General features: G+C 66.2%; 11 protein-coding genes and 1 tRNA gene. 8 read left to right on the forward strand and 4 right to left on the reverse strand.

Annotated elements, in window-relative coordinates; genetic code table 11:
- Positions 1-55: 55 nt before the first annotated feature.
- From fdnG to L6D75_RS17080, 7 genes are all read left to right on the forward strand, one after another.
- Positions 56-3124: a formate dehydrogenase-N subunit alpha gene (gene fdnG / locus L6D75_RS17050; protein WP_176515264.1), complete on the forward strand. Its 3069-nt coding sequence runs from the start codon at positions 56-58 to the stop codon at positions 3122-3124.
- A complete protein-coding gene (fdxH, locus tag L6D75_RS17055; protein ID WP_176515266.1) occupies positions 3124-4074 on the forward strand; it encodes a formate dehydrogenase subunit beta in 951 nt (316 codons plus the stop codon). The genes fdnG and fdxH overlap by 1 nt, the downstream gene beginning before the upstream one ends.
- Positions 4071-4727: a formate dehydrogenase subunit gamma gene (locus L6D75_RS17060; RefSeq protein ID WP_176515268.1), complete on the forward strand. Its 657-nt coding sequence runs from the start codon at positions 4071-4073 to the stop codon at positions 4725-4727. Before fdxH ends, L6D75_RS17060 begins: the two co-directional genes overlap by 4 nt.
- Positions 4728-4731: 4 nt before the next feature.
- The gene (gene fdhE, locus L6D75_RS17065; protein WP_176515270.1) at positions 4732-5658 is read left to right on the forward strand and encodes a formate dehydrogenase accessory protein FdhE; all 927 of its coding nucleotides are present in this window, start codon (positions 4732-4734) and stop codon (positions 5656-5658) included.
- A gap of 135 nt (positions 5659-5793) precedes the next feature.
- Positions 5794-7221, forward strand: coding sequence for an L-seryl-tRNA(Sec) selenium transferase (gene selA, locus L6D75_RS17070; RefSeq protein WP_176515271.1), 1428 nt, complete (start codon positions 5794-5796; stop codon positions 7219-7221).
- Positions 7218-9140: a selenocysteine-specific translation elongation factor gene (selB, locus tag L6D75_RS17075; protein ID WP_176515273.1), complete on the forward strand. Its 1923-nt coding sequence runs from the start codon at positions 7218-7220 to the stop codon at positions 9138-9140. Before selA ends, selB begins: the two co-directional genes overlap by 4 nt.
- Positions 9141-9146: 6 nt before the next feature.
- Positions 9147-9242, forward strand: a tRNA-Sec gene (locus L6D75_RS17080).
- Between the two features lie 6 nt (positions 9243-9248).
- Here the strand turns inward: L6D75_RS17080 and L6D75_RS17085 are convergent.
- Together L6D75_RS17085 and L6D75_RS17090 are read right to left on the reverse strand one after the other, a co-directional pair.
- Complete coding sequence (locus L6D75_RS17085) at positions 9249-10235, reverse strand: asparaginase (RefSeq protein ID WP_176515275.1); 987 nt, start codon at positions 10233-10235, stop codon at positions 9249-9251.
- A gap of 72 nt (positions 10236-10307) precedes the next feature.
- Positions 10308-11750, reverse strand: a complete 1443-nt coding sequence (locus L6D75_RS17090; RefSeq protein WP_176515277.1) for an alanine/glycine:cation symporter family protein — start codon at positions 11748-11750, stop codon at positions 10308-10310.
- A gap of 178 nt (positions 11751-11928) precedes the next feature.
- Between L6D75_RS17090 and L6D75_RS17095 the strand changes: the two genes are divergently transcribed.
- Positions 11929-12738, forward strand: coding sequence for a helix-turn-helix domain-containing protein (locus tag L6D75_RS17095; RefSeq protein ID WP_176515279.1), 810 nt, complete (start codon positions 11929-11931; stop codon positions 12736-12738).
- Positions 12739-13063: 325 nt separating this feature from the next.
- Here the strand turns inward: L6D75_RS17095 and L6D75_RS17100 are convergent, their stop codons facing one another.
- Positions 13064-13912 (reverse strand): TauD/TfdA dioxygenase family protein, encoded by an 849-nt coding sequence (locus L6D75_RS17100; RefSeq protein WP_176517499.1) that lies wholly within the window; start codon positions 13910-13912, stop codon positions 13064-13066.
- Positions 13913-13926: 14 nt separating this feature from the next.
- Positions 13927-14907 (reverse strand): quinone oxidoreductase family protein, encoded by a 981-nt coding sequence (locus tag L6D75_RS17105; RefSeq protein ID WP_176517498.1) that lies wholly within the window; start codon positions 14905-14907, stop codon positions 13927-13929.
- Between the last annotated feature and the right edge of the window lie 36 nt (positions 14908-14943).

Here is a 14943-nt window from a genome sequence, read left to right on the forward strand (position 1 = left end):
TACCAAGAGGCGCCGGCCATGTTCCGTGCGTCCACCACCTGATCAGGAGTGCACGATGGACCTCAACCGTCGGCAGTTCTTCAAGGTCGCCGCCGTCGGCCTTGGAGGCTCGAGCCTGGCAGCGTTGGGCATGGCCCCGACGCCTGCGTTTGCCGAGCAGGTGCGTCACTTCAAGCTGGCGCATACGAAAGAAACCCGCAACACCTGCCCCTACTGTTCGGTCGGCTGCGGCCTGATCCTGTACAGTCAGGGCGATGCGGGCAAGAACGTCAAACAGAACATCATCCACATCGAAGGCGACGCCGACCACCCGGTCAACCGCGGCACTCTGTGCCCCAAAGGCGCCGGCCTGCTCGACTTCATCCACAGCGCCAGCCGCCTGCAGTACCCCGAGGTGCGCAAGCCAGGCAGCAAGGAGTGGGTGCGGGTCGAATGGGACGAAGCGCTCGACCGCATCGCCGACCTGATGAAGCAGGACCGCGACGCCAATTTCATCGAGAAGAATGCCCAGGGCCAGACGGTCAACCGTTGGCTCACCACCGGTTTTCTCGCCGCCTCCGCTGCCTCCAGCGAAGCCGGCTACCTGACCCACAAGGTCATCCGCGCAACCGGCATGCTGGGGTTCGATAACCAGGCGCGTGTCTGACACGGCCCGACGGTGGCAAGTCTTGCCCCGACGTACGGCCGTGGCGCCATGACCAACCACTGGTCCGATATCGCCAACGCGAATCTGGTCCTGGTGATGGGTGGCAACGCAGCAGAAGCGCATCCGTGCGGCTTCAAGTGGGTGACCGAGGCCAAGGCGCACAACAAGGCGCGGCTGATCGTGGTCGACCCGCGGTTTACCCGTACCGCTTCGGTGGCGGACTACTACGCGCCGATCCGTACCGGTACCGACATCGCCTTCATGGGCGGGCTGATCAATTACCTGCTGAGCAACGACAAGATCCAGCACGAATACGTGCGCAACTACACCGACGTGTCGTTCATCGTCAAAGAGAACTATGGCTTCGAGGACGGGCTGTTCAGCGGCTACGACGAGGCCAAGCGCGTGTATGCCGACAAGTCGGGCTGGGGCTACGAGCTGGGCGAGGACGGTTTCGCCAAGGTCGACCCGAGCCTGCAGCACCCGCGCTGCGTGTACCAGCTGATGAAGCAGCACTACAGCCGCTACACCCCGGAAATCGCCAGCATGACCTGCGGCATGCCGCAGGACGCCATGCTCAAGATCTGGGAAGAGATCGCCACCTGCTCGGCACCGGGCAAGACCATGACGATTCTCTACGCCCTGGGTTGGACGCAGCACTCGATCGGCGCGCAGATCATCCGCAGTGCGGCGATGGTGCAGCTGCTGCTGGGCAACGTCGGCATGCCGGGCGGTGGCGTCAACGCTCTGCGCGGGCACTCCAACATCCAGGGCCTGACCGATCTGGGCCTGCTGTCGAATTCGCTGCCGGGTTACCTGACCCTGGCCGGCGACGCCGAGCAGGACTACGCCACCTACATCGACAAGCGCGCCTCCAAACCGCTGCGCCCGGGGCAACTGTCGTACTGGCAGAACTACGGCAAGTTCCACGTCAGCCTGATGAAGGCCTGGTACGGCGCCAATGCCACGGCGCAAAACAACTGGGGCTACGACTGGCTGCCGAAACTCGACGTGCCGGCCTACGACGTGCTGCGCATGTTCGAGATGATGAGCCAGGGCAAGGTCAACGGCTACATGTGCCAAGGCTTCAACCCGATCGCCGCGCTGCCGGACAAGAACCGCGTCACGGCCGCGCTTGGCAAGTTGAAGTGGCTGGTGATCATGGACCCGCTGGCCACCGAAACCTCCGAGTTCTGGCGCAACGCCGGGCCGTTCAACGATGTCGACACGGCCAACATCCAGACCGAGGTGATCCGCCTGCCCACCACCTGTTTCGCCGAGGAGGATGGCTCGCTGGTCAACAGCAGCCGCTGGCTGCAATGGCACTGGAAAGGCGCCGACGGCCCGGGCGAAACCCGCACCGACGTGCAGATCATGAGCGAGCTGTTCCTGCGCCTGCGCCAGCGCTACCAGGCCGAGGGCGGGGCCTACCCGGACCCGCTGATGAACATCAGCTGGCCGTACAAGATCCCCGATGAGCCTTCACCCGAAGAGCTGGCCAAGGAAATGAACGGCTGGGCCGTGTCCGACCTCAGCGACGCCACCGGTGTGGTGCTCAAGAGCGGGCAGCAGCTGTCGGGCTTCGCCCAGCTCAAGGACGACGGCAGCACGGCTTCTGGCTGCTGGATCTTCGCCGGCTGCTGGACCGAGCAGGGCAACCAGATGGCGCGCCGTGACAACAGCGACCCGTTCGGCATGCACCAGGTGCAGAACTGGGCCTGGGCCTGGCCGGCCAACCGGCGCATCCTCTACAACCGCGCCTCCAGCGACACGCAAGGCAAGCCATGGGACCCGGAGAAAAAGCGCCTGGTGTGGTGGAACGGCAAAACCTGGACCGGCACCGACGTGCCCGACTTCAAGGTCGACTCGCCGCCGGACGCGGGGATGAACCCGTTCATCATGAACCCCGAGGGCGTGGCGCGGTTCTTTGCCATCGACAAGATGGCCGAAGGCCCGTTCCCCGAGCACTACGAGCCGTTCGAGACGCCCATCGGCATCAACCCGCTGCACCCGCAGAACAAGAAGGCCACCAGCAACCCGGCCGGGCGGATCTTCGATTCGGTGTGGGACACCCTCGGCACGCACGACGAGTTCCCCTACGCGGCGACCACCTACCGGCTGACCGAGCACTTCCACTTCTGGAGCAAGCACTGCCGCCTCAACGCCATCGCCCAGCCCGAGCAGTTCGTCGAAATCGGCGAGGTGCTGGCCAACGAGAAAGGCATCAAGGCCGGCGACCGGGTGCGGGTGTCGAGCAAGCGTGGGCATATCGAGGCGGTGGCGGTGGTGACCAAGCGGATTCGCCCGCTGCAGGTCAACAACCAGACCGTGCACCAGATCGGCATCCCGCTGCACTGGGGCTTCACCGGCGCGACGCGGCACGGCTACCTGACCAACACCCTGGTGCCGTTCCTCGGTGATGGCAACACGCAGACGCCGGAGTCCAAGTCGTTCCTCGTCAAAGTGGAGAAAATCTGATGGCCAGCCAAGACATCATCGCCCGCTCGGCCACCACCACCGTACCGCCCTCGGTACGCCAGCAGCAGGAAGTCGCCAAGCTGATCGACACCACCAAGTGCATCGGCTGCAAGGCCTGCCAGGTGGCGTGTTCGGAGTGGAACGAGCTGCGTGACGAGGTCGGCCACAACCACGGCACCTACGACAACCCCCAGGACCTCACCGCCGAGACCTGGACCTTGATGCGCTTCACCGAGCACGAGCGCGACGACGGCAACCTGGAGTGGCTGATCCGCAAGGACGGCTGCATGCACTGCGCCGACCCAGGTTGCCTGAAGGCCTGCCCGAGCCCAGGGGCGATCATCAAGCACGCCAACGGCATCGTCGACTTCAACCAGGACCACTGCATTGGCTGCGGCTACTGCATCACCGGCTGCCCGTTCAACATCCCGCGCATCTCGCAGAAGGACCACAAGGCGTACAAGTGCACCCTGTGTTCCGACCGTGTGACCGTGGGCCTGGAGCCGGCCTGCGTGAAAACCTGCCCGACCGGGGCGATCGTGTTCGGCAGCAAGGACGAGATGAAGGTGCATGCCGCCGAGCGCATCGTCGACCTCAAGTCGCGCGGTTACGACAATGCCGGGCTGTACGACCCCGACGGCGTCGGCGGCACCCACGTGATGTATGTGCTGCACCATGCCGACACCCCCAGGCTGTATGCCGGCCTGCCGGACCAGCCGGTGATCAGCCCGCTGGTGGGCCTGTGGAAGGGCTTCACCAAGCCGCTGGCGCTGCTGGCCATGGGCGCGGCGGTGCTGGCCGGGTTCTTCCACTATGTGCGCGTCGGCCCGCAGCGGGTGGAAGAGGACGAGCACCCAACGCCTGCGGACGACAGCGTGCACCAGGTGGACCCGTCGGTCCATGTCTATGACCCGAACCGGCCCGGCGGGCAAGGGGAGCAGCGGCCATGAACGACAACAAACCCATCCTGCGCTACAACGCCAACGAGCGGACCAACCACTGGATCGTCGCCATCCTGTTCTTCATGGCCGGGCTGTCCGGGCTGGCGCTGTTCCACCCGGCGCTGTTCTGGCTCAGCCACCTGTTCGGCGGCGGGCCGTGGACGCGCATCCTGCACCCGTTCATGGGCGTGGCGATGTTCGTGTTCTTCCTCGGCCTGGTGCTGCGCTTCTGGCGCGCCAACTTCATCACCGCCAACGACCGCCTGTGGCTGCGCCGCATCGACCGGGTGATGGTCAACCGCGAAGACGGCGTGCCCCCCATCGGCAAGTACAACGCCGGGCAGAAGCTGCTGTTCTGGACGCTGCTGGTGTGCATGCTGGTGTTGCTGCTCAGCGGCGTGGTGATCTGGCGCCAGTACTTCAGCCATTACTTCGACATCGGCTCGATCCGCTTGGCGGCACTGGCCCATGCGCTGGCCGGCTTCGTGCTGATCCTCAGCATCATCGTGCACATCTACGCCGGCATCTGGATCAAGGGCTCGATCGGCGCCGTGCTGCATGGCTGGGTCAGCCGCGCCTGGGCGCGCAAACACCATGAACTGTGGTACCGCGAAGTGACCGGCGACAAGACGCCGAGCAATCACGGACGTAAAGAAGGATGAGCGCTTGAGCACGATACTCGAACCCGGGCAGATCGAAGCGTCGGCAGTGATGCCGCCGTTTCTGCACCTGCCACCCGCCAACCTGTTCACCCTGCGCGCCGAGCGCCTGGCGCACCTGGCCGAGGGCAACGCCTTGGTGCGCTACCTGAAACTGGTCGCGCGCTTGTGCCACGTTCAGCAGCAGCTTGTGGATAACCCGCCTGGCGCCTTGCCGGTAGCCGAGGAGCGCCAGCGCCTGTGCATAAGTCATGGGCTGCCGCCGCTGGCTGCTGACAGCCTGGTGCGTGAAGGCGCGTGGCTGGCCTGGTTGCAGGCATTGCTCGGGCACTTCGACGATGAGCCCGACGGCCCGCTCGGCGAAGCCCTGAAAATGCTGCGCGCAAGTGACGACAGCCAGCGCAAGGGTTGGGGCATCGCCTTGCTGGCTGGCCAGTACGACGCGGTTCCGGCGGCGCTGGTGCCGTTCATTGGCGCCGCCTTGCAAGCGGCCTGGTCGAGCTGGCTGCTGGCGCTGCCGGCCACCGAACTCAAGCCCGCCGGCAGCCTGGCCCAGTGCCCGGCCTGCGGCTCGCCGGCGATGGCCGGGGTGGTGCGCAACCGGGGCAAGCACAATGGCCTGCGCTATCTGGCCTGTTCGCTGTGTGCCTGCGAATGGCATGTGGTGCGGGTGAAGTGCGTGTATTGCGAGTCGAGCAAGGATTTGCGCTACACCAGCCTCGAGGACGATCGCCATGCGCCGGGCAAGGCGCCGTTGCGGGCCGAGTGCTGCCCGGCGTGCAACAGTTACCTGAAACAGAACTACTTGGAGAACGACGCCGCCGCCGAACCACTGGCCGATGACCTGGCCAGCCTTGCCCTGGATATCCGCCTGGACGAGGAGGGCTTCCACCGCCTGGCACCGAACCTGATGCTCGCGCCCGGTGGTGGCTGAGTGTCTACACTGCAACACCGAGTCGCCTCTATCGCCGGCAAGCCGGCTCCCACAGGGTCAGTGCTATCCCCGTGGGAGCCGGCTTGCCGGCGATAGGGCCAGAACAGACAACGGCCCCGCCCAAGGTAGTACTGCATGCCTCAAACCCCCGCCAGCGAAACCCCACGCCTGCCCTCCATCGACACCCTGCTGCGCCACCCGGCCTGCCTCCCGCTGATCGACCGCCACGGCCGCGACGCCGTGCTCGCCACCCTGCGCCAACTGCTCGACGACCTGCGCGACCCGGCCCGCAGCGGCCAGCTCAGCGCCGCCGAACTGGCCGCCGAAGTCCTCCTGGGCCGCACCGGCGAGCGCCTGGCCATCCAGCAACGCAGCCAGGTACGCCGGGTGTTCAACCTCACCGGCACCGTGCTGCACACCAACCTCGGCCGCGCCCTGCTGCCCGAGGAAGCCGTCGAAGCCATGCAGACCGCCGCGCGCTACCCGCTCAACCTGGAATTCGACCTGGCCACCGGCAAGCGCGGCGACCGTGACGACCTGATCGAAGGCCTGATCCGCGAGCTCACCGGCGCCGAAGCCGTCACCGTGGTCAACAACAACGCCGCCGCCGTGCTGCTGGCGCTCAACAGCCTCGGCGCGCGCAAGGAAGGCATCATCTCCCGCGGCGAGCTGATCGAGATCGGCGGGGCGTTTCGCATCCCCGACATCATGGCCCGCGCCGGCGTGAAGCTGCACGAGATCGGCACCACCAACCGCACCCACGCCCGCGACTATGAAGCGGCCATCAACCCGCGCACCGGCTTGCTGATGCGCGTGCATTGCAGCAACTACAGCATCCAGGGCTTCACCACCCAGGTGGCGACCGCCGAGCTTGCGCGCATCGCCCACCAGCATGAGCTGCCACTGCTCGAAGACCTCGGCAGCGGCAGCCTGCTCGACCTGACCCGCTGGGGCCTGCCCGCCGAACCAACGGTGCGCCAAGCCCTGGCCGACGGCGCCGACATCGTTACCTTCAGCGGCGACAAACTGCTAGGCGGCCCGCAAGCCGGGATCATCGTCGGGCGCAAGGACCTGATCGCCAAGATCAAGAAGAACCCGCTCAAGCGCGCTCTGCGCGTCGACAAGATCACCCTCGCCGCACTCGAGGCGGTGCTGGCGCTGTACCGCAACCCCGACCGCCTGGCCGAGCGCCTGCCCAGCCTGCGCCTGCTGACCCGCAGCCAGGCCGAGATCCAGGCCCAGGCCGAGCGCCTGGCCCCCGAGCTCGCGGCCCACCTTGGCGAACCCTGGCAAGTCAGCGTGGAGCCTGCGCTGGGCATGATCGGCAGCGGCAGCCAGCCGGTGGCGCGCCTGCCGAGCGCGGCGTTGTGCCTGCGCCCGCAGGTGTCGAAGAAACTGCGCGGGCGCAGCCTGCACGTGCTGGAGCGGGCCTTGCGCGGCTTGCCGGTGCCGGTGCTCGGGCGCATCGATGACGACGCCTTGTGGCTCGACCTGCGCCAGCTCGACGACGAAGCCCAGTGGCTGGCGCAACTGCCGGCCCTGCAACTGGGGCCGGTGCAGTGATCGTGGGTACCGCGGGCCATATCGACCACGGCAAGACCGCACTGCTCAAGGCCCTGACCGGCCAGGCCGGCGACCAGCGCCAGGAAGAACGTGAGCGCGGCATGACCATCGACCTCGGCTACCGCTATGCCGCGCTCAGCGAAGGCGCGCCGCTGACCGGTTTCATCGATGTGCCGGGCCATGAGCGTTTTATCCACAACATGCTCGCCGGTGCCCATGGCATCGACCTGGTGCTGCTGGTGGTGGCGGCCGACGATGGGGTGATGCCGCAGACCCGCGAGCACCTGGCGATCATCGAGTTGCTGGGCATTCCCCAGGCGCTGGTGGCCATCAGCAAGTGCGACCGGGTAGCGCCGGCGCGCCTGGCCGAGGTGCAGGCGCAAGTGGCCGAGCTGCTGGCGCCAGGCCCCTATGCAGGGGCGCGGCAGTTTGCGTTGTCGAGTGTCACGGGGGAGGGCATCGAGGCATTGCGCCAGGCCTTGCTGGAGGCTGAGGCACGGGTTCGCCAGCGCAGCGCGCGCGGCGGCTTGCGCCTGGCGGTAGACCGCGCCTTTGCAGTGACCGGTGCCGGCGTGGTGGTAACCGGCACGGCCCTGGCCGGGCGCGTGAGTGCCGGCGATACCTTGCTGTTGGGCAAGGCCGGCAAGGCGGTGCGGGTGCGTGGCCTGCATGCGCAAAACCAGGCCGCTTTGGTCGCCGAGGCCGGCCAGCGGGTGGCGCTGAACATCGCCGCCGAACGCCTGGCGGTGGAGCAGGTGCACCGTGGCGACTGGCTGGTGCCCGAATGGCTGCATGCGCCCAGCGTGCGCGTGGATATCGACCTGCACCTGTTGCCAAGCGAGCTGCGCGCCTTCGAACATTTCAGCGCCGTGCACGTGCACCTCGGCACCCAGGATGTGACGGCCCGGGTGGCGTTGCTCGAAGGCGAAACCCTGGCCGCCGGCCAGCGCATGTTCGCCCAGTTGCTGCTCAACGCGCCGCTGCAGGCGGTGCACGGCGACCGCCTGGTGCTGCGCGACCAGCGTGCCCAGCGCACGCTGGGTGGCGGCAGGGTGCTCGACCCCTTTGCCCCGAGCCGCCAGCGCCGCAGCGAAGAACGCCTGCGCCAGTTGCAGGTGCTGCGCGATGCACAAGAGCTGGAGCAGGCCCTGCCGGCACTGCTTGCCAACGTGCCGGGCGGGCTCGACCCGCAGCGCCTGGAGCGCCAGTTCAATCGCCTGCGCGACACCTGGCAGCTGCCCGAGGGCGTGTTGGTGGTGGCCACGCGGCAGGGCCAGTTGCTGTTTGCCCACAGCCAGTGGCAGGCGCTCAAGCGCCAGGTGCTTGAGCATCTGGCGCGTTTCCACGAGCAGGAGCCCGACCAGCTCGGCCCCGACCGTGACCGCTTGCGCCGCTTTGCCGCCTTGCCACTGGAGCGCCCGGCGTTCGTCAGCTTGCTCGATGAGTTACTTGGCGAAGCGCTGATCGCCAGCAGCGGACCATGGCTGCACCTGCCCGATCACAAGGTGCAGTTGAGCGAGGCCGACAACGCCTTGTGGGCGCGCCTGCAGCCAAGCTTGCTGGAGGGGCAGTACGATCCGCCCTGGGTCAGGACGTTGGCGGCGCAAGCGCAATGCGCCGAAGCCGATGTGCGCCTGTTGCTGCGCAAGCTGGCGCGGCTGGGCCTGGTGCACCAGGTGGTGCGCGACCTGTTCTACCCTGAATCGACGCTACAGCGCATGGCAGAGCTGTTGCTGGCCCAGGCCAGTGCAACGCCGATAGTGCAGGTGGCGGCGTTTCGCGATATGTTGGGCATTGGTCGCAAGCGCAGTGTGCAGATTCTCGAGTACTTCGACCGCATCGGCCTGACCCGCAGGGTTGCCGATCAGCGTTACATCCGTGCCGACAGCGCACTGGCCCAGCAGCAGGCCAGGCACTGAGTACAAGGAAGGCAATCGCGCCCGGTGGCGCGGCCGGGCTTCAAACCCGGTTGGGGACGGCAGCCGTTCCCGGGCAGGTTCGACTCCCGCTGCCTTCCGCCATTTCAGTCAGGCGCGTTCGCCACACAAATCCAGGGCAAACCACTGCTCTGCGGTTTCCACATCCAGCCCCGCGCCCAGCAATGCAAACAGCTTGGCCAAGGCCGCCTCACGGGTCATGCCGCCGCCGCTGACCAACCCTGCCTGGCGCAGCCGATTGCCTGCCGCATAGGTATCGAACACCACCGACCCTTCCGGGCACTGGCTGATGGCAACCAGCATCACCCCGCGCTGACGCGCCGCGCGCAGCACCTCGAGCAAGGCCTGGTCATCCGAGGGGCCGGTGCCGCTGCCATAACACTCCAGCAGCAAACCTTGCACGCCGGTGTCGAGCACGCCGCGCAGGTGCGCTGCCTGCAAGCCTGGGTACACCGGCATCACCGCCAGGTTGACCGGCTGGCGCTGCTGGCGATAACCCAGTGTCTCTGGCACTTGGCTCGCGCGCTCGCCTTCCCGGTGGCGCGGCAGCGCGGCGAAGGCGTCGAACGCTTCGCTGCGCAGTTTCGAGGCGCGGCAGCCATGCAGCAGCTGGCCGTGGAAGTACAGTTGCACGCCCTCTTCCAGGCCTGCCTCGAACTGCCAGAGGGCGCCGCACAGGTTGCCCCAGGCATCGCTGCCCGGCGCGCCGGCCGGCAGCATCGAGCCGGTCAGCAGCACCGGCACCGGCAGGCCCAGCAACAGGAACGACAGGGCCGCCGCGCTGTGCGCCAGGCTGTCGGTGCCGTGCAGCACCAGCACGCCGTCATGGCCGGCATCCACCGCCGCGACGATGGCATCGCGCATGGCCAGCCAGTTGTGCTGCTGCATGTTGGCGCTGTCCAGCAGCGGGTTCAGCTCCTGCAGCGTCCACGGCACTTTCGGTGCATCGCTCAGCTGGGCCAGGTGCTCGCGCATGCGCGCATCGAAACCACCGGCGGGCGCCAGGCCCTCGGCGGTTCCGAGCATGCCGATGGTGCCCCCGGTGTAGAGGACGAGAAGATTCTTGACTGCACGCATGGAAAGCATCCGTAGCGGTGAGCGAAAGAGAAGCAGCCGCCCGCGGACGGGGCGGCTGGGCAAGGCAGGATATCAGCGTTGCGGCTGGGCTTGGCCGGTGGTGTTGGCTGCGGCAGGTTCAACCTGTGCATTGGCAGGCCAGGCATTGCGGTCCAGGTCCAGGTCGGTGAACTTGGCCGAGTCGAACACGGGCTGGGCGACGCCTGCCTTGCGCTGGTCGTCGTAGTCGCGCATCACCCGCAGGCCGACCTTGAACAGCATGGCCAGGGCGATCAGGTTGACGAACGCCAGGCAGGTCATGGTGATGTCGGCGAAGGCGAACACGGTCGACAGGTCCTGCATCGAGCCCCATACCACCAGCGCCAGTACCAGGCCGCGGAATACCATCAGCACCACGCGGTTGCGGCTGAGGAACTGCAGGCTGTTTTCGCCCAGGTAGTAGTTGTAGAGGATGCAGGTGAACACGAACAGCGACAGCGCCACGCTGACGAACAGGCGGCCCCAGTCACCGACCACGGCGGCCAGCGAGTTCTGGGTCAGGACGATGCCGTCGCCTTCGAAGCCTGGGGTATAGAAGCCCGACAGCAAAATCAGCAGCGCGGTGCAGGTGCAGATCACGAAGGTGTCGAGGAACACGCTGAAGGCCTGCACCACGCCCTGGGCACCCGGGTGCTTCACGGCGGCAACGGCGGCGACGTTGGGCGCGCTGCCAAGGCCGGCTTCGTTGGCGAACACGCCGCGCTTCACGCCCATGACGATGGCGCTGCCGAGCAGGCCGCCGAATGCTGGGTCGAGGCCGAAGGCGCTCTTGAAGATGGTTTCGAGCATGGCCGGCACGTGGTCGATCTGGGTGCCGATCACGTACAGGGTCACGCCGATGTAGGCCAGGGTCTTGACCGGCACCAGCAGGTCCGACACTGCGGCGATGCGCTTGATGCCGCCGAGGAAGGTGATGGCCAGCAGCACTGCCAGCACGATGCCGGTGTGGCTTGGGTCGAAGTCGAAGGCGTTTTGCAGCGAGTGGGTCACGGTGTACGACTGCAGGCCGATGAAGGCGAAGCCGTAGGTGACCAGCAGCAGGATCGAGAACACGATCGCCATGTTCTTGCGCTTGAGGCCGTGCTGGATGTAGTACGCCGGGCCGCCGCGGTACAGGCCATCGCCATCGGCGCGCTTGTAGACCTGGGCCAGGGTGCATTCGAAGAAGCTGCTGGCCATGCCGACCAGGGCCGTGACCCACATCCAGAACACCGCACCCGGGCCACCCAGGGTCACGGCAATGCCGACACCGGCGATGTTACCGGCACCCACGCGGCCGGCAAGGCTCAGCATCAGGGCCTGGAAGGAGCTCAGCTGGCCTGCCTGGCCACGCAGCGACTCTTTGAACACGGCGAACATGTGGCCGAAATGGCGGAACTGAACGAACCGCGAGCGGATGGTGAAGTAACCGCCGAGACCGACGATCAGCACGATGAGGAGTTTCCCCGAGAGGAAATCGTTGAGTGCTTCGAGCATTGGAAAATGACCTCGATTCTTATTCTTCGCATGGAAAGACCAGCGGACGGCAGGCGCACCGCTATTCGTTGGGGCGCATGGTTGGCCATGACAAGAGTGGTTACAATTTCGCGGGTTGCTCTGACTTGATGCGACTTGATGCTAGAATGGCGCCATTCGCGTCACCAGGATTTTGCCCATGAGCGACCATTTCGCTACCAATCTGAAATTGGCCTGCAGCCACTACCGCTCTATTTCCGAAGTTTGCCGGCAGCTGTCGATCAACCGCGCGCAGTTCAACAAGTACCTCAGCGGGCAGAGCCGCCCGACGGCTTTCAACCTCAAGCGCATCGGCGATTTCTTCGGCGTCGAGGATTACGAGCTGAACCTGCCGCCCGAGCAGTTCTCCCGTTTGATCGGGGCACGGGTGTCGAGCGTGAACGACCAGCCCAGCGACCCGATCAGCGACTTGTTCCGGCCGTTGCACGAACACGCCGGCAACCTGTCGCGCTACTGTGGCTACTACTTCGAGTATTCCAACTGCATGTCGGTACCCGGCACCATCCTGGTGTCGCTGGTGCACCTGCGGGAAGAACGCGGCCGCTTCCTGTTCGAGCGCCAGGAACGCCAGGAGCGCTCCAGCGCCACCGACCAGCACGCCGAGGTGCGCTGCCGCTACTTGGGCGCCGCCTTCCAGCTGCAGGACCGGATGTTCCTGATCGACTACGAGTCGCTGACCCTCAACGAGATGAGCCAGACCATCCTCATCCCTAGCTTCAAGAGCCGCATCACCCGCTTGAACGGCCTCAAGACCGGGGTTTCCAGCGGCGACCGGCGCAACCCGGCCTGTACCCGGGTGGTGTGGGAGTACCTGGGCGAGGAGATCAACCGCATCAACGCCTACCGGCAGGTGAAGCTGTACCAGCCGGATGATCCGCGGATCGATGATGATGTGCGTGAGCGGTTGAGTGTGGGGCCGTTGAGCAATGGGTTGTTCGAAATCGAGTAGCTCTGGGTAGGGGCCGCCTCAAGAGTTTTGCGGGGATTGAGATCGCGCGCCGCCCGCGCGGCGCATCGCGGATAAATCCGCTCCTACATTTGTTGCAACGTGCCACGGTCTGTCAGGCCATGGTTGTCCGCTCTTGGTGCCCGCCGAGAAATTGCGTCGTACAAACAAGGCTGGCAACCATGGCCTATCAGGCATAGGCACGTTGCAACAAATGTAGGAGCGGATTTATCCGCGATGCGCCGCGCGGGCGGCGCTCGATCTCATGCTCGCCACAACTCTCACGGCTAGCCCATAGGGCTCGCCACAACCCTCACGGCAAGCCCCATCAATAGGGCTTGTCACCAATGATACCGGCGCGGTTCATCTTGCGGTGGCAGGGCGGGTAGTCCATGACCGCGTAATGCTGGGTGCTGCGGTTGTCCCAGATGGCAATGCTGTTGGGCTTCCAGCGCCAGCGCACCTGATACTCGGGGATCGTCGCCTGGCTGATCAGGTAACGCAGCAGCTCGGACGCCCCTGGGTTGAAGTCCTGCCCGAAGCGAACCCGCTCAGGCGTGTGGTAGTTGCTGAAGTGGGTGGCGAAACTGTTGACGAACAGCACCTTCTCGCCGGTTTCCGGGTGGGTGCGCACCACCGGGTGCTCGGCATCCGGGTAGCGCGCCTTGAGCGCCAGGCGCTTGTCGATGGGCATGGCGGCGCCAAAGCTGGCCTCGATGCTGTGCCGCGCGCGCAGCCCTTCGATCTTGGCCTTGACGTCCGCCGGCAGGCGCTCGTAGGCCACCACCATGTTCGCCCACACGGTGTCGCCGCCCACCGGCGGGCATTCGAGGCAGCGCAGCACCGCGCCCATGGAGGGGTTCTCGCGCCAGGTGGTGTCGGTGTGCCAGGCGTTCTCGTAGCGGTCTACCGGCGTTTCTGGCGACTTGTGGATCTGCACCAGGCCCGGGTGCTCGGGGTGGCTGCCGACCACCGGGTGGTCCTCCAGCTCGCCGAAGCGCCGGGCGAACGCCACGTGCTCGGCGTGGCTGATGTCCTGGTTGCGCAGAAACAGCACGCGGTGCTTGAGCAACTGCTGGCGAACCTCGGCGAACAGGCCGTCGTCGTGGATCGCGTCGGCCAGGTTCAGGCCCACCAGCTCGGCACCGATGGTGCAGGTCAGTTGTTCGACTTGCATGATGTGGCCCGCCCTTAGATGCAGAAGATCGATGAACCGGTGGTCTTGCGTGCCTCCAGGTCGCGGTGGGCTTGCACGGCGTCCTTGAGTTCGTACTGCTGGTTGATCTCGATCTTGATCCGCCCGCTGGCCACATGGTCGAACAGCTCGCCGGCCAGGGCGGCTTTCTCGGCCGGGTCGGCGATGTAGTCGGCCAGGGCCGGGCGGGTCAGCATCAGCGAGCCCTTCATCGCCAGGATCTGCGGGTCGAACGGCTCGATGGTGCCGGAGGCGGTGCCCACGCAAACCATCAGGCCACGGCGCTTGAGCGAGTCGAGCGAGCCCATGAAGGTGGTGCGCCCGACGCTGTCGAACACCACGTTCACGCCCACGCCGTCGGTGATTTCGCGCACGCGGCTGGCCACGTCCTCGCGGCTGTAGTTGATGATGTGGCTGCAGCCATGGGCACGGGCAAGCTCGGCCTTGGCCTCGGTGGACACGGTGCCGATCACGTTCAGGCCGAGCAGCTTGGCCCACTGCGACACGATAAGCCCGACACCGCCGGCGGCGGCATGCAGCAGCACGCTGTCACCCGGCTTGAAGGCGTAGATGCGGCGCAGCAGGTAGGACGATGTGAGGCCGCGCATGGTCATGGCCGCGGCGGTTTGGCAGCTGATGTTGGCTGGCAGCTTGATCAGCGGTGCGGCCGGGATGATGCGCTCGGTGCTGTAGGCGCCGAGGGTGTTGATGAAGCCTGTGTAGGTGACGCGGTCACCGACTGCGACGTTGCTCACGCCCGCGCCCAGGGCCACCACCACGCCAGCCGCCTCGACGCCGATGCCGTTGGGCATGGGGATCGGGTAGGTGCCATTGCGAAAATAGGTGTCGGCGTAGTTCAGGCCCACGGCCTCGTGGCGAAGCAGGACCTCGCCTGGGCCAGGTTCACCCACCTCGACATCTTCGTAGCGAAGGACTTCGGGGGCACCGGTTTCGTAGAAGCGCACGGCTTTGGCCATGGGTGTGTTCTCCAGTCTGCATTGTTGTTGTGAGCG

Source organism: Pseudomonas faucium (assembly GCF_021602585.1).
Lineage (GTDB): Bacteria > Pseudomonadota > Gammaproteobacteria > Pseudomonadales > Pseudomonadaceae > Aquipseudomonas > Aquipseudomonas faucium.